Genomic DNA, 17,578 nt, shown 5'->3' on the forward strand with positions numbered 1-17,578 from the left:
AGCGGAGAGGAGGTGTGCCGTGGAGGTCGTTGTTCGCAGCGGTGCGTTCCACCGCGCCACGTCCGGTCCAGGCCCGAACTCCTCCCGCTCGCTGCCCTGACGCCCCAGGGGTGTCCTCAAAGCGGGTGCGCCGGCGGGAGACCATCCCGAGGAGCACCTGAAGTGCCTTCGCTCGACGACTACGAGCACCACTACGACGACCACTCCCCCGGCGAGCGCCGGAAGCGCCCGCGGCGCCGCGCCTTCGACGACGAACCGGTGCGCCGCGGCAGGCTCACCGAGGAGGAGAAGGACCGCCTCGCCGCGCTGCGGGAGGAACCCGAACCGCTCGGCCTGCCCGAGGACGCCGACCGCTGGTCCACCTGGGACACCGGCGAGCGCGGCCCCGAACCGCACCCGGACTGGGTGGTCACCGCCCTCGCCGCGGTGGACCACGAGCTCGGCGTGCTCAAGACCGGCAAGGAGGCCGACGTCCACCTGCTGCGGCGGTCGCTGCCCGGCGGGGAGTCCTGCCTGCTGGCCGCCAAGCGCTACCGCGACGGCGACCACCGCCTGTTCCACCGCGACGCCGGGTACCTGGAGGGGCGGCGGATGCGCCGGTCCCGGGAGATGCGGGCGATCGAGCACCGCACCGCGTTCGGCCGCGGCATGATCGCCCAGCAGTGGGCGGTCGCGGAGTTCCGGATGCTCGGCGCGCTGTGGCGGGCGGGCGCGCCGGTGCCCTACCCGGTGCAGCGGGTCGGCGGCGAGGTGCTCCAGGAGTTCATCGGCGAGGCCGACGGCACCGCGGCGCCCCGGCTGGCCGCGCTGCGCCCGGACCGCGCCGAACTGGCGCAGCTGTGGGAGCAGCTGGTCGACGCGCTGGCCGTCCTGGCCGGGCAGGGCTTCGCCCACGGCGACCTGTCCGCCTACAACGTGCTGGTGCACCGCGACCGGCTGGTGCTGATCGACCTGCCGCAGGCGGTGGACCTCGCCGCCAACCCGCAGGGCCTCGACTACCTGGCGCGGGACGCGGACAACATCACCGCGTGGTTCCACCGCGCCGGGTTCGCCGGGGCCGACGCGACCGAACTGGCGGCGCTGCTGGCCGAGGAGGCGAACCTGGGCTGAACCGCACGGGTGGGTCCGGCCGTCCGGACCCACCCGCGCGCGTCAGTCCTTCAGCCCGGCGACCGGGCCGATGACCACCACCGCCGGGGGTTGGACGCCCTGCTCCCGGACGTCGGCCCCGACCCGGTCCAGCGTGGTGCGCAGCGAGCGCTGCGTCGCGGTCGTGCCCTCCTGCACCACCGCGACCGGGGTGTCGGCGGGGCGGCCGTGCTCGATCAGCACGTCGGCGAAGGACTCGATGCGCTGCACCGCCATCAGCAGCACCAGGGTGCCGCGCAGCCGGGCGAGCGAGGGCCAGTCCACCAGCGAGCGCTCGTCGCCGGGTGCGACGTGCCCGGAGACGACGACCACCTCGTGCGCCACCCCGCGGTGCGTCACCGGCACGTCGGCCACCGCGGGCACCGAGAAGGCGCTGGTGATCCCCGGCACCACCGTCACCGGCACGCCCGCCTCGGTGCAGGCCAGCAGCTCCTCGAAGCCCCGGCCGAACACGTAGGGGTCGCCGCCCTTGAGCCGGACCACGAACCGCCCCGCTCGGACGCCCTCGATCAGCGTCCGGTTGATCACGTCCTGGTTCGCCGCCCGGCCGTAGGGGATCTTCGAGGCGTCCACCACCTCGACGTGCGGCCCCAGCTCCTCCAGCAGCTCGCGGGGGGCGAGGTGGTCGGTGACCACCAGGTCGGCCTTGGCCAGCAGCCGCCTGCCGCGCACCGTGATCAGGTCCGGCGCGCCCGGACCGCCGCCGACCAGCACCACTCCGGGCGCCGGGGCGTCGGCGTGCTCGTCGACCACACCGGACTGCAACGCCTCCAGCAGCGCGTCGCGCACCGCCACGCTGCGCCGGGGGAATCCGCCGGCGAGCACCCCGAGCAGCAGCCCGTCGTGCTCGGCGACCGCGGGGGTCACCGCGCTGCCGGACACCGCCCGGTCGGAGCGCACGCAGAACACCCGCCGCCGCTCGGCCTCGGCGCCCACCGCGGCGTTGACCTCGTCGGGCGAGGCGGCGGCCACCGCGTACCAGGCGCCGTCCAGATCGCCGTCGCGGTAGCCGCGCCGGGTCCAGGTGATCTCGCCCGCGTCGGCGAGCGCCTCCACCGCCGGGGTGGCCTCGGGGGCGATCACCTCGACGGCGGCACCGGCGCCGACCAGCCGGGGCAGCCGGCGCTGCGCGACGGTGCCCGCGCCGACCACCACGACCCGGCGTCCGGCGAGGTCGAGTCCGGCGAGGTAGTGGTGCTCGGCGGGCGGGTTAGCGGGAGTGTCCATGTGCGTGTCCGTGTCCGTGACCGTGCCCGGTCGGGTCGTCGGGGTGGTGGTGCGGCGTCTGCGGCGCACCCAGCTTGTCCTCGAAGCCCGGCAGCAGCACCCGGTAGGCGCAGGTGTCGCAGTTCATCCGGATCTCGCCGTGCAGCGCCTCGTGGTAGCGCTCGACGACGAGCTCGGCCAGGGCGTCGGTGTCGCCGAGGTAACCGGAGACGTGGACGTCGATGTCCGGTGCCGCGCGGGCGTACTCCTGGGCCTGCCGGGCCACGCGCTGCGGCAGCACCCCGTCGAACAGGAAGTAGGGCGCCACCACGACCTTCCGCGCGCCGAGGCGGCGGGCCCGTTCCAGCCCGGCCGCGACGTCCGGCGGTGCCAGCGAGACGAACGCGGTCTCGACCGTGTCGAAACCGCAGGTCTCCTGCAAGAGCCGGGAGACCTTGCACACCTCGGCGTTGGCGTCCGGGTCGGTGGAGCCCCGGCCGACCAGCACCACGGCCGTGTCCGCCCACTCCTCGCGCGGCACCACCGCGGCGATCCGCTCGGCCAGCAGGTCCAGCAGCACCGGGTGCGGGCCCATCGGGCGGCCGAACGCGAACGACGTGCCCGGGTGGCGGCGGACCTCCCGCTCCAGAGCGGCGGGGATGTCGCCCTTGCCGTGCCCGGCGGCGACCAGCACCAGCGGAACCGCCGCCATGGTGCGGTGGCCGCGCGCGGCGAGCTCGCCCCACGCCTCGGTGACGGCGGGTGCGGACAGCTCGATGAAGCCGCCCGCGACGTCGATCCCGGCGGGGGCCATCCGGCCGCGCACCCGGTCGATGAACGCGCGGAACTCCTCGACCCCGCCGTCGTCCACCGTCCCGTGGCCCACGATCAGCAGCGGCTGCGGTGCGGTCACCGGTCCTCCTCCTGGTTCTCCCGCCAGTACAGCAGGGCGTTGACGGCGGCGGCGGCGATCGCCGCGCCACCGCGTTCGGTCAGCGTGCTCACCCCGGGGAGTCCGCTGCGCCGCAACGCCGCCTTGGCGGCCACGGCGCCGACGAAGCCCACCGGCACGCCGACGACGAGCGCGGGTCGCACCGCGCCCGCCTCGGCGAGCCGCAGAAGTTCGGCCAGCGCGGTCGGGGCGTTGCCGATCGCCCACACCGCGCCGTCGGGATGGCGTTCGGCGGCGGCCCGGATGCCCGCGGCCGACCGGGTGAGCCCGTCCTCGGCGGCGACCCCGGGCAGGTCCAGCGCGACCAGCGGTTCCCGGGACGTGATGCCCACCGCCACCATGCGCACGTCGGTGATCAGCGCGGCGCCGTCGAGCAGCGCCCGCCGCCCGGCGCGCACCGCGGCCTCGGTGGTGACCACCTCGCCGGTCCAGCTCGGGTCCGCCGTGGTGTGCACGACGCGCTCCACCACGGCGCGGCTCAGCGGGGCGAAGTGCCCGAAATCGGCGCGCTCCCGCATGATCCGGTACGACTCGATCTCGATCGGGTGCACCCGCCGCGGTGGCGGGTCGAACGTGGTCATGCTCGCTCCGGCTCCTCGACTCCGGCCGGACGGGGAGCGACGTCCGCAGCGGAGCCCGCGGGCCGCCGTCGGCGACCGCGTTCCGGCATCCCGCATGGGAGCCCGACCTCCTGGGTTCTCCCGCCCGGGGTGGGGTGTCCGCGCGCCGCGGCGCGACGCGGGGCCGGCGCGCAGTGTCCTGACTCCCGGATCGACGCGGTGTCCCCGGCCTTCCAGCCTCGCGGCCGTGGCCATCGGTGGGGTCCGCTCCCCGGTCACAGTGGCGGGACCGCCCCGGATTCGCACCGGGTTCCTGCACTGCCAGCCGACGTATCCTGACCTGCCGAGCACCCCAGGTCAAACCCCGTGAATTCGATCACGCACCCGGCCCGAGGACGCCCACCTCACCCGGAAGGGTGCTGAGTGAGGGGCACCTTCATCCGGCTATGTCGGATGAAGGTGCCCCTCACCAGGGCTCGGCGGGGTCGCGGGGTCAGCGCTTGAGGTATTCCAGGACCGCCAGGACCCTCCTGTTGGTCTCCGGTTCCTGCGCGAGCCCGAGCTTGCCGAAGATGCTCGCGATGTACTTGCCCACCGCCCCCTCGCTCACCACGAGGCGCTGCGCGATGGCGGCGTTGGAGCAGCCCTCCGCCATCAGGGCCAGGACGCCGCGCTCCCGGTCGGTGAGGTCCTGGAGCGGGGTGGCGCGGCGGGCGACCAGGGCGGAGATGACCTCCGGGTCCATCGCCGTGCCGCCCGCGGCGACCCGGCGGACCGCGTCGACGAACTGCTCGGCGTTGAACACCCGTTCCTTGAGCAGGTAGCCGACAGCGCCCGCGCCGTCGGCGAGGAGCTCGCGGGCGTAGAGCTGCTCGACGTGCTGGGAGAGCACGAGCACCGGCAGGCCGGGGATCGCGCGGCGGGCGACCAGCGCGGCCTGCAGCCCTTCGTCGGTCTTGGTGGGCGGCAGCCGGACGTCGACGACGGCGACGTCGGGGCGGTGGTCGAACAGCGCGGCCTGGAGCTCGGGGCCGGTCTCCACCGCCGCGACGAGGTCGAAGCCGTGCGCGGTGAGCAGCGCGCTCAGGCCGTCCCGGAGGAGGAAGAGGTCTTCGGCGAGGACGACGCGCACGGGATCTCCAAGGTCGCTCGGGTGGGACCGCCGTCCGGGCTGGACAGCGCGAGTGCGCCGTCGAACGTACCGAGCCTGCGCCGGATACCGGCGAGTCCGCCGACGTGCCCGACGGCCGCACCGCCGGACCCGTCGTCGGTGACGGTGATCCGCAGCGCGGTGCCGTCGTGGGACACCTCGACGCGGATGGCCTCGGCGGCGGCGTGCTTGACGGCGTTGGTGACGAGCTCGCGGGTGGCGAAGTAGGCGGCGGCCTCCACGGCGGGCGGGCACCGGCCGGGCAGGTCCACCACCGCCTCCACCGGGGCCGCCGACTCCAGGGCGAACGCCCGCACCGCGTCGCCGAGACCGCGTTCGGCGAGCACCGGGGGCCGGATGCCGCGCACCAGCCCGCGCAGTTCCGCCAGCGCGGCGCCGGATTCGTCGCGGCCCTCGGCGAGCAGCGCGCGGGCCCGCTCCGGGTCGGTGGCCAGGAGCTGTTCCGCGGCGGCGAGCTTGAGCCCCAGCGACACCAGCCGCGCCTGCGGCCCGTCGTGCAGGTCGCGCTCGATGTCGCGCAGCCGGTCGGTCTCGGCCTCGGTGGCGTCGGTGCGGGTCTCGGTGAGCTGCTCGACGCGCTGGGCGAGCAGCGCGCGCTCGGTCGGGGCGAGCAGCAGCCGGGCCCAGTACCCGTGCCAGCGCAACGTGATCGGCGCGAGCAGCACCAGCACCGCACCGGCGAGCAGCCCGGCGGGCATCCCGATCGCCGGGTTGTCCACCAGCCAGCGGGCGAACCCGGTCCAGCCGGCGCGGGCCGCGGACATGTCGAGGAACACGCCCAGCACGGCCCACCACAGCGGCACCCAGAAACCGGCGGCGAACAACCAGAGCAGTCCCGGCAACGCCAGGCCGAGCCCGCCGACCACCAGGTCCCCCGCCAGCCACAGCAGGTCCCGCCAGGTCGCCGGATCGCGCAGCGCGCGCCGCAACCGGGCGCTGCGCCACGCGGGCGCCGGGGACTCGACCAGCGAACGACCGGACCGGTACAGGCCGTCGGCGGTCGGCACCGGCCGCTCCACCGGCAGGTACGCCTCGCCGACCTCGACCCCGGACCAGTCCCGGGCCAGGCGCCGGTTCAGCCCGGCGAGCCACCGCACCCCGTCGACCAGTCGCGGCCAGACGGCGATCGCGCCGAGCGGGGCGGCGATCAGCAGCGCCAGCACCGCCAGCACGGCGACCAGGGAGTTCAGCGCGGACAGCGCGCCGAGCACCAGCAGCCGCCAGGTCGCGAGCAGCCGGCGGACCACGGCGTTGGGCCGGCAGCTCCGGTCCGGGGCGGGCCCGAGCCTGCGGGCCGACCAGCGGGCGTGCAGCCGCAGCACCGGCCGTCCGCCCACGACGGCGGCGAGTCCGAGGACCAGGCCGACGACCGCGTTGGTGAGGAACCAGTCCAGGTCGCGCCCGGTGGCCGGGTCCTCGGCGAGCCACTTCACCCGGCGCGCCCAGCGCGGCAACCGCGGCGACCGGTAGACGACGTTGTCGTGCCGGTACCAGCCCTCGGCGTCGGGTTCGGGGTCCGGTGGTGGTGGCCAGTACGGGGACCCGACCGGCACCCCGCCCCAGCGCCCGGCGAGTCGGCGGGAGAGGTCGGCGGCGGCGCGGGTCGCCCCGAGCAGCACCTCCCCGGCCCGCAGCAGCCCGCACGTCGCGATGGTCAGCGCGACCACCCCCAGCGCGAACCAGACCGGTCCGGTCACGGCGACCGCCGCCACGGCGAACCCTCGTCCTCGCTCCAGCAACCACCTCGTCATGGCGACGATCCTCGCCGGTCACCGGGGCGCGGCGCACTGCTGCCAGCTCCCCGGTCGGGGTGGGGACAACCCCACCCCCGGACGGGACCCAACGCGGTACCGGAGCCGCCCCGCCCACCGCCACGCTCGGCGCGGAGGTGGTCGCGATGGCAGGAGCGGATGCGGTGGTCGCCGAGGTCGGCCGGTGCGGGCGCGATCGGCTGGCGCTGACCTGCGGACTGCTGCCGGTGGTGCTCGCGGGTGCGGGCGGGGACCTGGTCGCGGGCGTGCTGGCGGGCACCGGGGTGGTGCTGGCGGTCCGGTCGCACCGCGCCGATCCAGCGCTGCTGCTGCGCGCGCACGCGCTGCTGACCGCGGGGGCGGTGGGGGTCGCGCTGCTCGGGCTCGCCGCGACCGGCACCGCCGCCCCGCGCGCGCCGGGGGCCTACCTGGTGGTGCTGGTGCTGGCGGCGGCGGCGCTGACCGGGTGCGGGGCGCTGGCCGGGCTCCTGACCCGGGGACCGCGCCCGGCGGCCGCGCTGGCCGGGGTGCTGCTGCTCGGCCCCGGGCTGCTCGCCCGGTGCGCGCTGGCGCAGGGCGCGGCGGGCGAGCCGACCGCCGCCCCGGTGCTGCTGCTGGCCGGCTGCGCCGTGGCCGCCGGGACGGCGGCGGCCCTCCGGGCCTGACCTCAGGTCAGCGCGCGCCGGATCCGCTGCCACGCCGCGAGGACGTGCCGCCGCTCGGTGCGCGGCGAACCGATCGCGAAGCGCAGCACCACCCGGCCGTCGACCTTGGTGTGGGTCAGGTAGAGCGCGCCGGAGGCGTTGAGCTCCTCCATCCCGGCCAGCGCGCGCCCGTCGGCGTCCGGCCCGAGCGGGCGGAAGCACACCAGGCCCAGCGGGTGCGGTTCCAGCACCTCGAACCGCTCGTCGGCGCGGACCAGCGCGGCGAACTCCTGGGCCAGCGCGACGGTCCGCCGGATGTGCGCGCGCAAGCCCTCCGCGCCGTACCAGCGCAGCACCGCCCACAGCTTGAGCGCGCGGAACCGGCGGCCCAGCGGGACCTGCCAGTCGCGGTAGTCGATCACCTCGCCGGACGCGGTCGCCGCGTTGCGCAAGTACTCCGGCAGGATCGACAGCGCCGCCACCAGCGGCGCCCGGTCGGCCATCCACAGCACCGAGCAGTCGAAGTTGGTCAGCAACCACTTGTGCGGGTTGGTGCAGAACGAGTCGGCGAACTCCCCGACCCCGTCGAGCACCCAGCGCAGCTCCGGGCACACCGCCGCGACCCCGGCGTAGGCGCCGTCGACGTGCAGCCACACCCCGTGCTCGCGGCAGATCCGCCCGATCGCGGGGACCGGGTCGATCGCGGTGGTCGAGGTGGTGCCGACGGTGGCGCAGACCAGCGCGGGCACCACGCCCGCGGCGCGGTCCGCGGCGAGCAGCGCCGCCAGGTGCTCCGGATCCATCGCCTGCGTCGCGGGGTCCACGTCGACCACCCGCACGTTGTCGGCCCCGATCCCGGCCATCCGCGCCGCCCGCTCCAGCGAGGAGTGGGTGTGCGCCGAGACGTAGAGCGCGTAGCGGCGGGTGATGCCCTCGGTGGCCGCGCGCCCGCCGCTGGCCCGGTGCAGCGCGGCCAGGCAGGCCACCAGGGCCGCGCTGGAGGCCGAGTCCTGGATGACCCCGCCGCCCGCAGCGTCGGTGCGGACGTGCCCGGGCAGCCCGAGGAGCTCGGCGAGCCAGTCGACGACCACGGTCTCCAGCTCGGTGCACGCCGGGCTGGTCGCCCACACCATGCCCTGCACGCCGAGGCCGCTGGAGAGCAGGTCCCCGAGGATCGCCGGGCCGCTGGCGTTGGCCGGGAAGTAGGCGTAGAAGTCCGGGTGCTGCCAGTGCGTGATGCCGGGCAGCAGCACCCGGTCCAGGTCCGCCAGCACCGCGTCGAAGGGCTCACCGCGCTCCGGCGGGTGCGCGGGCAGCGCGGCGCGGATCTCCCCCGGCGCCACCGAGGACCGCACCGGGTACCGCTCGATCCCGGCCTGGTAGTCCGCGATCCAGTCGACGACCTGCTTGCCCCACGCCCGGAACTCCTCGGGGGTCATGTGCTCGCTCACTTCGGTGCCCATCCCTGAACTCGCGTTGCACGGCTTTCCAGAATGCGGCGGAGCCGCATGCGGTGCGGCCGTCAACCGGCACCGCTGAGGTTCCGCCACCCGCACCGCCACGCAGATCATCGCGAATGCGGTCCTCGGCAGCGCTAGCCCGCGCGCAGGTCGATGGCGTCGGCCGGGCAGATCTCCACGCACTCCCCGCAGGAGGTGCACGCCTCGGCCAGCACCCGGGGGCGGCCCGGAGCCGGGCGCAGCGCGTGCTCCGGGCAGGTCAGCAGGCACGCCCCGCACGCGGTGCAGGCCGAGGAGATCACCAGCGGATCAGCGGGCATCGGCCATCCAGCGGTAGCCGCGCGGGGTGACCATCCGGCCGCCGATCATGGCCGACTGCGAGGAGCCGACGACCACGGTCGTGAACATGCCCACCTCGCCCGGGTCGAACTCGCCGATCGGCGCGCACCACACCCGCTGGTCGTCGCGGGTGGCCTGGTGCACCGCGCCGACCGGCGTGCCCGCCGGGCGGTGCTCGGCGAGCAGTTCCAGCGCCCGCCCCAACTGCCAGTGCCGCTGCGCCGAACGCGGGTTGTAGAAGCACACCACCAGGTCGCCCTCGGCCGCCGCGCGCACCCGGCGCTCGATGACCTCCCACGGGGTGTGCAGGTCGGACAGGCTGATCAGGGCGTGGTCGTGGCCCAGCGGCGCGCCCAGCAGCGCCGAGGCGGCCAGCGCGGCGGTCACCCCCGGCACCCCGACGAACTCGACGTCCCGGTCGGCCTGCTCCAGCGCCGGGCTGGCCATCGCGTACACCCCGGCGTCACCGGAGCCGATCAGCGCCACCGCGCGGCCCTCGCGGGCCAGCGACACCGCTTCGGCCGCGCGGGCCTCCTCCGCGCCGAGGCCGCTGGCGCGCTCCTCGGTGCCCGGCCGGAACAGGTGGCGCACCTGGTCGAGGTACTGGTCCAGCCCGACCACGACGGAGGCGCGTCGCAGCTCGGCGTCGGCGCGCGGGGTCCGCAGCTCCGCCGCGCCGGGGCCGATGCCGACCAGCGCGAGCCGCCCGCGCGGCCGGATCCGGGCCGCCGCCGCGGTCACCCCGCGCCCCTTGATCTTGGGCACCACCAGCTCCACCGGCCCGCCCGCGGCGCACTCGGCGGCGCCGCGCAGCGCGGCGGCCTCGGCGACGCTGGCGGTGCCGACCTCGGCGCGCACCACCTCGCTGGGGTTGGGCACCTCGATCCCGGCGAGTTCGGCGGCGGGGTAGGTGAGCAGCCGCAGCTCGTCACCGTCGGCGTACCAGAACCCGAGGTCCTGCACCGCCTCCAGGATCCCGGTCTCGTCGGCCTTGAGGTCGACGCTGGCGAACGCCCGGACCGCGCGGGGGTCCAAGCCGTGCTCGCGCTCCAGGCGGGCGATCGTCTCGGTGACCTCGGTGCGGTCCACCCCGCGCTCCGAACCCACGCCGACGACGAGGGTGCGCGGTACCAGCCGCAGCGTCGACCCCTCGTCGTCCGGGGCCGCGCGGCGGTCGTCGACCACCACCGTCCACAGCGGATCCACCACGTCGGGGCCGACGTTGTCGGGCAGCGCGGGCAGCGGGAAGCCCAGCGGGTTCTCGATGCGCACCGGGGCGCCGTCGAGCACCGCGACACCGCACCCGGCGAGGTCGCCGTCCACCGCGGCGTCGAGGAGGTCGACGAGCTCGTCCAGCGGCGTGCTGCCGGTGCTGTCGGTCGCGGTGGTCACCACCGGGGTCGCGTCCAGCACGTCGGCGACCTGCTCGGCGAGCGCGTTGGCGCCCCCGGAGTGGCCGCCCGCCAGCGCGATGGCGAACCGGCGGGCCTCGTCGACGCAGACGATGCCGGGATCGGTGTGCTTGTCCCGCAGCAGCGGCGCCACCAGCCGCACGGCGGCCCCGCTGGCCAGGAAGAACACCGCCGCGTCGAGGTGGTCCCAGACGCGGCGCAGCGCCGGGCCGGGCGGCCCGTCCACCAGCACCGCGTCCGGCCCCAGCCAGGTGGCCAGTTCGGTCGCGGCCCGTCGTCCCGCGGCGGTCACCGCGAACAGCCCGATCACGTCGTCTCCCCTGCTTCCCGGCCCGCCACCGCGGACCTGATCACCGGTCCAGCACCCGTCGTCGACGCGCACCGCCCGTTCGATACCTGGGTGAGGGGCACCCTGTACCCAGTGACGTGGTACAGGGTGCCCCTCACTCCGTTCGACTTTCCCCGCGCGGTCACCCGCACCGCACCCCCGTCAGCAGGACCACCGGGTTGGTGCCCTCCAGCCTGGAGGACCCGTCCGGGAGCTCGGCCAGGCGGGCGGCGGCGAGCTGCACGCCCTCGACCTGGTAGCCGGCGGCGCGCAGCGCGTCCCGGGTGCCCGCGATCCGGTCCAGCGCCGCCAGCGCCACCACCACCCGCTCGGCCCCGGCGTGCGCGCAGGCGGCGACGACCTCGGACCCGCCACCGCCGACGAAGATCGCGTCCGGCCGGGGCAGCTCGCGCAGCGCCTGCGGGGCGGCGCCCTCGACCACCCGGACGTCCACGCCGTGCCCGGTCGCGTTGGTGATCAGCCGCACCACCTGCGCTTCGTCCCGCTCGACGGCGATGGTGGCGGCGCCGAGCCGGGCGCACTCCACGGCGACCGACCCCGATCCGGCGCCGACGTCCCACACCAGGGTGCCGGGGCGCGGCGCGAGCCGGGCCAGCGCCACCGCGCGCACCTCGGACTTGGTGATCATGCCGTCGCGGTGGGAGAACTCGTCCTCCGGCAGCGCCCAGCCGGAGGCGGGCGGCAGCGGCTCACCACCGGCGGACCAGCCGCGCGCCGGCACCGCGTCCGGATCGGCCTGGCAGAGCACCACGTTGGGTTCGCGCCAGGTGCGGGTGGCCGCCTCGGCCGGATCGACGGTGACCACGGATTCGTGCTCGCCGCCCAGGTCCTCGGCGACGGTGAGGGTGCGGCGCCAGCCGTCGAGGCCGGAGCCGAGCTGCGCCGGTCCGGCCCCGGGCGCGGTGAGCACCGCGACCGCCGGGCGGGCCCGGCACACGTTGATCGCCTGCCGCAGGTCGCGGCCGTGCGCGCTGACCACCGCGACGTCGTCCCAGGACCGCCCCGCGCGGGCCATCAGCCGGGCCACGCTGGAGGTCGCGGGCAGCACGGCGCAGCGCAGGCCGCGCTCCCGCAGGGCCCGCAGCACGCCGAAGAACCCCGGGTCGCCGGAGGCCAGCACCACGGCGGACTCCGCACCGGTCAGCGCGCCGAGGGCGCCCAGCGCCGGTTCCAGGGCGCCGAGCTCCAGCGTGCGCACGTGCGCCGGGGCGTGCGCCGCCAGATGTCTGCGCCCGCCGATCACCAGCCGCGCCGATTCCAGCGCCTCCGCGGCGCCCTGCGGCAGCGCGCCGCCGTCGACTCCGATCACCGTGACCGCCACGTCACCCACCTCGCCTCGGTGGCCGCCACCACGTGCTCGCCCTCGAAGTCCACCATCGCGACCCGAGCGCGCAGCCGGCGGCCGGTCTCCTCGCTGAACCGCTCCAATACTGCGGCCACCGACGTGCACAGCCGGTGCGCACACGCCGGGAGCAGCCCGGCGTCCTGCCACACCTCGTACGCCCGGCGCGCGGTGGCTGCCGCACCGATCTCCTCGACCTGCTCCGGCGTCCCGCCGAACTCGGCGGTGATCCGCCCCAGCAGCGGTGTGTCTACTTTGGACCGCGTGTAGTGCGTCATGACGACCCCGGAGGCCAGCTTGGTGAGCTTGCCGATCATGCCGACGAAGACGACGTCGGTCAGCCCGTGCTCGACGGCCCGCCGGATCGCCGCACCGGTGAAGTCACCGACCTCGACGAAGGCCACGTCCGGCAGGTCCGGCAGCAGCCGCATCGCGGCCCGCTCGGTGCGCCCGCCGGTGGACAGCACCACCGTCCGGCCGCCCTGCGCCGCCGACACCGCCACGGCCTGCTCGACGCTGGAGCGCCAGGACGCCGTGGAGAACGGGCGCACGATCCCGGTGGTGCCCAGGATCGAGATGCCGCCGAAGATGCCCAGCCGCCGGTTGGTGGTCTTGTAGGCCATCTTCTCGCCGCCGGGCACGCTGATCGTGACGTCCGCGCCGCCGTCGCCGAGCACCTCGCGCACCGCCTCGGTGATCATCCGGCGGGGCACCGGGTTGATCGCCGGACCACCGACCTCCAGGCCCAGCCCCGGCTTGGTCACCACGCCGACGCCCTCACCGCCGCGCAGCTCCACCGCGCCGTCCTCGCGCGGGGTCACCGTCGCGGTCAGCCGGGCGCCGTGGGTGACGTCCGGGTCGTCGCCCGCGTCCTTGACCACCACGGCCGTCGCGGCCGGGCCGACGTGCGCGGAATCCACCTCGAAGCGGCGCGGCCTGCCGTCCGGGAAGACCACGTCGACCACCGGTGGGAGCGCGCCGGTGATCATCAGCTCGGCCGCCGCCTTGGCCGCCGCCGCCGAGCACGCGCCGGTGGTGAAGCCGGTGCGCAGCGCCTTGGGCCGGACCTTCGCGGTGCGCGGCAGGTCCGGCTCGCGCAGCTCCGGCCCGGCCGGGTCACCGCTCATCTGACGTGCGCTTGCCCTTCGCGGTCGAGCGGGACTTCGCCGCCTTGGGCTCGCCGGCCTTGGTGGTGCGGCGCTTCGGCGCGGACTTCGCGGTGGAGGCCTTCGCGGTACCGGTGCTCGCCGGGGAGGTCCGCTTCGGCGCCGCCTGCTCCGCGGCGGACTGCTCCGGCTCGGGCTGCTTGGGCTCGGCCTGCTTGGGCTCGGCCTCCGCGGCGGGCTGCTCCGGCTCGGCCTGCTCCGGCTGGGCCGCCGCGGGTTCGGCGGTCCGCTCCGGGACCTGCTCGCGTTCCGGCGCGGGGCGCTGCTCCGGAGCGGCGTCCGCGTCCTGCTCGGCGAACAGCTCCGGCTGGGCGGAGTCCACCCGCGCCGCCGAGCGGTGCGCCGCGACCTTGGCGGCACCGCGCGCGGTCGCCTGCCAGTCGCGCACCGCCCACCAGGCGACGTCGGAGTCGCGGACCGCCCCAGGCTCCGGCTCGGCGGGCTCCGGCTCGGCGGGCTTCGCGCGCCGCGAGGGGCGTTCGGCGCGCAACGCCCGGCGAGCGGCGGGATCGGCGCGGCGGTAGGTGTGGAAGTGCCCGGCGTGGTACAGGTGCGACCGGGTACCGCCGCTGGTCAGCGCCTTGCCGACGATGAACAGGGTGTGCCGCCACAGCTTGTGCTGCTTGACCGTCTGCTCCAGCTCGCCCAGCGTGGTGCGCAGCATCAGCTCGTCCGGCCAGGTCACCTTGTAGGCCACCAGCACCGGGGTGTCGTCGTCGTAGCCGCCCGCCCGCAGCTCCTCCACGAGCTGCCCGGTGCGCGCGGCGGACAGGAACAGCGCCATCGTGGTGCCGTGCTTGGCGAACTCCCGGACCTTCTCGCCCTCCGGCATCGGGGTCTTGCCGCCCTCCAGCCGGGTCAGCACGAGCGACTGGGCGACCTCGGGCACGGTGAGCTCCCGGCCGACCGAGGCCGCGGCGGCGGAGAACGCCGCCACGCCCGGCACGATCTCGACCTCCAGCGCCATCCGCGCGCACGCGTCGTACTGCTCCTGCACCGCGCCCCACAGCGACGGGTCCCCGGAGTGCACCCGCGCGACGTTGAGCCGTTCGCGCTCGGCCCGGCGGTAGATCTCCACCGCCTGCTCGTGGGTCAGCCGCGAGGAATCGACGAGTTCGGCGTCGGGGCGCGCGTGCTCCTGGATGCACTCCGGGGCGACCAGGCTCGCGGCCCACACCACGATGTCGGCCTCGGCGATCCGCCGCGCACCGCGCACGGTGATCAGATCGGCCGCGCCGGGTCCGGCACCGATGAACGAGATCCGGCCACTCACCATTGCTCTCCTCTTCCTCGTCGAGGGGGAAGGACTACCACAGTGGACAGGTACGGCGCCCCGTCGTCGTCCACTTCGGACAAGGGGAGCACCCGCGCGTCGGGGGTGCCCAGGTGCTCGGCGTAGATCGCGCGGTCCGAGGCACCGCTCTCGGCGATCACCGACCGCAGCTCGCCCAACCGCCTGCCGCCCTTGTAGGCGACGACGGTACCGCGTGCGCGCAACGCCTCCCGCAACGCCGCGACGTCGCGCATCGCCGGGATCACGGTCAGCGGTTCGGCGCCCTCGGTGAGCGCCACCCCGGCCTCCGCCGCGGTCGCCTGCATCGCGGTGATCCCCGGCACGGTGGTCACCTCGACCTCGGGCACCAGCTCCCGCACGGTGCTCGCGAGGTAGCTGAACGTGGAGTACACCGCCGGATCGCCCAGGGTGGCGAACACCGCGGTGCCGCCCCGCTCGCGCAACCGGCCGGCGACCTCCTCGGCCGCGGCGTCCCAGTGCCGCCTGCGCCGCTCCTGCGGGCCGTCCACCGGATCGGCCAGCGCGAACACCAGCCGCCGCACCCGCTCGTCGGCGCCCAGGTGCGCGCGCACCACCGCTTCGGCGCGGCCCTGCTCGTCCGGGGCGAGCACCGGCACGTACACCGCGTCGGACTCCCGCAGCGCGCGCAGCGCCGCCAGGGTCAGCAGTTCCGGGTCGCCGGGGCCGACACCGATGCCGATCAGCCTCATCGCGCGCACTCCTCGACGAACCGCTGGACCGACCGGGGTTGCCCGGCGGGGTGGGTGTGCAGGTACGAGGCGTGCAGCCGGGGCCCGGCGAAGCCCTCCCGCCCGCCGCGCCAGAACCAGGCGGGCTGCGTCCCGCCGCCCGGTTCCAGGGCGGTGCGGTGGAATTCGTGTCCGGTCACGCGTTCTCCTCTTGCGAAGACGGGGGAATCCCCGGCGGCCACCGCGTCGCGGTAGCCGAGGACAAGGCGCTCGGTCATCCGCGCCCGCGCCGGGAGCACCCCGCACTGCGGGTGCCCGTCGAGCTCCTCGGCCAGGTACAGCAGCCCGCCGCACTCGGCGTGCACCGCGCCGCCCGCACCGGCGAACCGGGCGATCTCCCGCCGCAGCGCGGTGTTCGCGGTCAGCTCGGCGGCGTGCTGCTCCGGGAACCCGCCGGGCAGCACCACACCGCGCGCACCGGGCGGCAGCGCCTCGTCGCGCAGCGGGTCCAGCCGTTCGACGCGGGCCCCGGCGGCGGCCAGCAGTTCCGCGTGCTCGGCGTAGCCGAAGGTGAACGCCGCTCCCCCGGCGACCGCGATCAGCGGTCCGCCCGGCCGGGCCTCGACCTCCGCGGCGGGATCCCAGACCGGTCCGGCCGGCTCGGGCGCGGTGCCCGCCAGCGCGACCACGGCGTCCAGGTCGACCGAGGCGGCGACGACCTCGGCCATCGCGTCCACCGCCCGCACCGCCTCGGCCCCGTGCTCGGCGGCGGTCACCAGCCCGAGGTGGCGGGACGGCACCTCCAGCGCCGCGTTCCGGGGCAGCGCGCCGAGCACCGGCAGCCCGGCGGCGTCGGCGGCCGCCCGCAGCACCTGCTCGTGGCGTTGCGACCCGACGCGGTTGAGCACCACGCCGCCGATCCGCACGCCGGGGTGGAAGTCGCGGAAGCCGTGCAGCAGCGCGGCGAGGCTCTGCCCCTGGCCCTTGGCGTCGACCACCAGCAGCACCGGGGCGCCGAGCAGTTCGGCGACGTGCGCCGTCGAGCCGAAGGCGACCGGTCCGGGCGAGTCGAGGCGGCCGTCGAACAGGCCCATCACGCCTTCCACGACCGACACCTCGGCACCGGCGGCGCCGTGCCGGAACAGCGGCGCGATCCGCTCCTCGCCGACCAGCACCGGGTCGAGGTTGCGCCCCGGGCGGCGGGCGGCGAGCCGGTGGTAGCCGGGATCGATGTAGTCCGGCCCCACCTTGAACGGCGCCACCTCCGTGCCGCGCGCCCGCAGCGCCGCGAGCAACCCGGTGGCCACCGTCGTCTTGCCCTGCCCGGAAGCCGGGGCGGCCACCACGATCCGGGGCGTCACCACTCGATGCCCTTCTGCCCCTTCTGCCCGGCGTCCATCGGGTGCTTGACCTTGGTGGTCTCCATGACCAGGTCGGCGGCGTCGAGCAGCTCCTGCGGCGCGTACCGGCCGGTGATCACCACGTGCTGGTGTCCGGGGCGGTCGCGCAGCTCCGCCACCACCTCCGCGACGTCCACCCAGCCCCAGTGCAGCGGGTAGGTGAACTCGTCGAGCACGTAGAGCCCGTGGCGCTGGTCGCGCAGCCGGCGGGCGATCTCGCGCCAGCCCTCCAGCGCCGCCGCCGCGTGGTCCTGCTCGGTGCCCTGCTTGCGCGCCCAGGACCAGCCCTCGCCCATCTTGTGCCACTCGACGGGGCCGCCCTCGCCGGTCTCCTCGTGGAGCCTGCCGAGCGCGCGGAACGCGCTCTCCTCGCCGACCCGCCACTTCGCGGACTTGACGAACTGGAAGACGCCGATCGGCCAGCCCTGGTTCCAGCCGCGCAGCGCCAGCCCGAACGCGGCGGTGGACTTGCCCTTCATCTCACCGGTGTGCACCACGACCAGCGGGCGGTTGCGGCGCTGTCGCGTGGTCAGACCGTCGGCCGGTACCGCGGTCGGCTGTCCCTGAGGCATGGACCGACCCTAACGGCACCCGCGGCGGGCCCCTGCGCTCGACGAACACCGGAACCGGGGTTTCAGCCGGTCCGCGCGGCCCCGCCGGAAGTCAAGCGTGGGTGATGTCACCGCCGACCCCT

At 75.9% G+C, this 17,578-nt stretch carries 16 protein-coding genes and 1 riboswitch; of the genes, 2 read left to right on the forward strand and 14 right to left on the reverse strand.

Annotated features, from left to right (window positions below; translation table 11 throughout):
* Positions 1–162: 162 nt before the first annotated feature.
* Positions 163–1,110: a serine protein kinase RIO gene (locus tag ABD976_RS00730; protein WP_345355384.1), complete on the forward strand. Its 948-nt coding sequence runs from the start codon at positions 163–165 to the stop codon at positions 1,108–1,110.
* A gap of 42 nt (positions 1,111–1,152) precedes the next feature.
* On the opposite strand, the gene cobA is transcribed toward ABD976_RS00730, so the two are convergent.
* The 5 genes from cobA to ABD976_RS00755 all read right to left on the reverse strand — a co-directional run bounded on the left by cobA (position 1,153) and on the right by ABD976_RS00755 (position 6,789).
* On the reverse strand, positions 1,153–2,376 hold the full coding sequence (gene cobA / locus ABD976_RS00735) for a uroporphyrinogen-III C-methyltransferase (RefSeq protein WP_345355387.1): 1,224 nt from the start codon (positions 2,374–2,376) through the stop codon (positions 1,153–1,155).
* Positions 2,360–3,268 carry a sirohydrochlorin chelatase gene (locus ABD976_RS00740; protein ID WP_345355390.1) on the reverse strand — a complete coding sequence of 303 codons (909 nt, stop codon included), beginning with the start codon at positions 3,266–3,268 and terminating at the stop codon, positions 2,360–2,362. Before ABD976_RS00740 ends, cobA begins: the two co-directional genes overlap by 17 nt.
* A complete protein-coding gene (locus ABD976_RS00745; RefSeq protein WP_345355393.1) occupies positions 3,265–3,888 on the reverse strand; it encodes a precorrin-8X methylmutase in 624 nt (207 codons plus the stop codon). The genes ABD976_RS00740 and ABD976_RS00745 overlap by 4 nt, the downstream gene beginning before the upstream one ends.
* A 171-nt stretch (positions 3,889–4,059) precedes the next feature.
* Positions 4,060–4,183, reverse strand: a riboswitch (cobalamin riboswitch).
* 177 nt (positions 4,184–4,360) lie between these two features.
* Positions 4,361–4,999, reverse strand: coding sequence for a response regulator transcription factor (locus tag ABD976_RS00750; protein ID WP_345355396.1), 639 nt, complete (start codon positions 4,997–4,999; stop codon positions 4,361–4,363).
* A complete protein-coding gene (locus ABD976_RS00755) occupies positions 4,951–6,789 on the reverse strand; it encodes a sensor histidine kinase (RefSeq protein WP_345355399.1) in 1,839 nt (612 codons plus the stop codon). Before ABD976_RS00755 ends, ABD976_RS00750 begins: the two co-directional genes overlap by 49 nt.
* A gap of 146 nt (positions 6,790–6,935) precedes the next feature.
* Between ABD976_RS00755 and ABD976_RS00760 the strand changes: the two genes are divergently transcribed.
* Positions 6,936–7,454, forward strand: a complete 519-nt coding sequence (locus ABD976_RS00760) for a hypothetical protein (protein ID WP_345355402.1) — start codon at positions 6,936–6,938, stop codon at positions 7,452–7,454.
* Positions 7,455–7,456: 2 nt separating this feature from the next.
* Here the strand turns inward: ABD976_RS00760 and ABD976_RS00765 are convergent, their stop codons facing one another.
* The 9 genes from ABD976_RS00765 to cobO form a co-directional block, all read right to left on the reverse strand.
* The gene (locus ABD976_RS00765; RefSeq protein ID WP_345355676.1) at positions 7,457–8,872 is read right to left on the reverse strand and encodes an aminotransferase class I/II-fold pyridoxal phosphate-dependent enzyme; all 1,416 of its coding nucleotides are present in this window, start codon (positions 8,870–8,872) and stop codon (positions 7,457–7,459) included.
* 155 nt (positions 8,873–9,027) lie between these two features.
* Positions 9,028–9,213, reverse strand: a complete 186-nt coding sequence (locus ABD976_RS00770; protein ID WP_345355405.1) for a DUF362 domain-containing protein — start codon at positions 9,211–9,213, stop codon at positions 9,028–9,030.
* Positions 9,203–10,954, reverse strand: a complete 1,752-nt coding sequence (gene cobJ, locus ABD976_RS00775) for a precorrin-3B C(17)-methyltransferase (RefSeq protein WP_345355408.1) — start codon at positions 10,952–10,954, stop codon at positions 9,203–9,205. The genes ABD976_RS00770 and cobJ overlap by 11 nt, the downstream gene beginning before the upstream one ends.
* Positions 10,955–11,114: 160 nt before the next feature.
* Complete coding sequence (gene cbiE, locus ABD976_RS00780) at positions 11,115–12,314, reverse strand: precorrin-6y C5,15-methyltransferase (decarboxylating) subunit CbiE (RefSeq protein ID WP_345355411.1); 1,200 nt, start codon at positions 12,312–12,314, stop codon at positions 11,115–11,117.
* The gene (locus ABD976_RS00785) at positions 12,299–13,462 is read right to left on the reverse strand and encodes a cobalt-precorrin-5B (C(1))-methyltransferase (RefSeq protein ID WP_345355414.1); all 1,164 of its coding nucleotides are present in this window, start codon (positions 13,460–13,462) and stop codon (positions 12,299–12,301) included. The genes cbiE and ABD976_RS00785 overlap by 16 nt, the downstream gene beginning before the upstream one ends.
* Positions 13,452–14,777: a precorrin-4 C(11)-methyltransferase gene (gene cobM / locus ABD976_RS00790; protein ID WP_345355417.1), complete on the reverse strand. Its 1,326-nt coding sequence runs from the start codon at positions 14,775–14,777 to the stop codon at positions 13,452–13,454. The genes ABD976_RS00785 and cobM overlap by 11 nt, the downstream gene beginning before the upstream one ends.
* Positions 14,771–15,505, reverse strand: coding sequence for a precorrin-2 C(20)-methyltransferase (gene cobI / locus ABD976_RS00795; RefSeq protein WP_345355420.1), 735 nt, complete (start codon positions 15,503–15,505; stop codon positions 14,771–14,773). The genes cobM and cobI overlap by 7 nt, the downstream gene beginning before the upstream one ends.
* Positions 15,502–16,845 carry a cobyrinic acid a,c-diamide synthase CobB gene (locus tag ABD976_RS00800; protein ID WP_345355423.1) on the reverse strand — a complete coding sequence of 448 codons (1,344 nt, stop codon included), beginning with the start codon at positions 16,843–16,845 and terminating at the stop codon, positions 15,502–15,504. The genes cobI and ABD976_RS00800 overlap by 4 nt, the downstream gene beginning before the upstream one ends.
* Positions 16,842–17,456: a cob(I)yrinic acid a,c-diamide adenosyltransferase gene (gene cobO, locus ABD976_RS00805; protein ID WP_345355425.1), complete on the reverse strand. Its 615-nt coding sequence runs from the start codon at positions 17,454–17,456 to the stop codon at positions 16,842–16,844. The genes ABD976_RS00800 and cobO overlap by 4 nt, the downstream gene beginning before the upstream one ends.
* Positions 17,457–17,578 lie beyond the last annotated feature (122 nt).

Origin of the sequence: Saccharopolyspora cebuensis, assembly GCF_039542665.1 — a bacterium.
GTDB lineage: Bacteria > Actinomycetota > Actinomycetes > Mycobacteriales > Pseudonocardiaceae > Saccharopolyspora > Saccharopolyspora cebuensis.

Bases quoted from the DNA above. Each gene is read 5' to 3' on its own strand.
- cobA (WP_345355387.1), bottom strand. From the start codon at position 2,376: ATGGACACTCCCGCTAACCCGCCCGCCGAGCACCACTACCTCGCCGGA.
- ABD976_RS00745 (WP_345355393.1), bottom strand. From the start codon at position 3,888: ATGACCACGTTCGACCCGCCACCGCGGCGGGTGCACCCGATCGAGATC.
- ABD976_RS00755 (WP_345355399.1), bottom strand. From the start codon at position 6,789: ATGACGAGGTGGTTGCTGGAGCGAGGACGAGGGTTCGCCGTGGCGGCG.
- ABD976_RS00760 (WP_345355402.1), top strand. From the start codon at position 6,936: ATGGCAGGAGCGGATGCGGTGGTCGCCGAGGTCGGCCGGTGCGGGCGC.
- ABD976_RS00765 (WP_345355676.1), bottom strand. From the start codon at position 8,872: ATGACCCCCGAGGAGTTCCGGGCGTGGGGCAAGCAGGTCGTCGACTGG.
- ABD976_RS00770 (WP_345355405.1), bottom strand. From the start codon at position 9,213: ATGCCCGCTGATCCGCTGGTGATCTCCTCGGCCTGCACCGCGTGCGGG.
- ABD976_RS00785 (WP_345355414.1), bottom strand. From the start codon at position 13,462: ATGAGCGGTGACCCGGCCGGGCCGGAGCTGCGCGAGCCGGACCTGCCG.
- cobM (WP_345355417.1), bottom strand. From the start codon at position 14,777: ATGGTGAGTGGCCGGATCTCGTTCATCGGTGCCGGACCCGGCGCGGCC.
- cobI (WP_345355420.1), bottom strand. From the start codon at position 15,505: ATGAGGCTGATCGGCATCGGTGTCGGCCCCGGCGACCCGGAACTGCTG.
- cobO (WP_345355425.1), bottom strand. From the start codon at position 17,456: ATGCCTCAGGGACAGCCGACCGCGGTACCGGCCGACGGTCTGACCACG.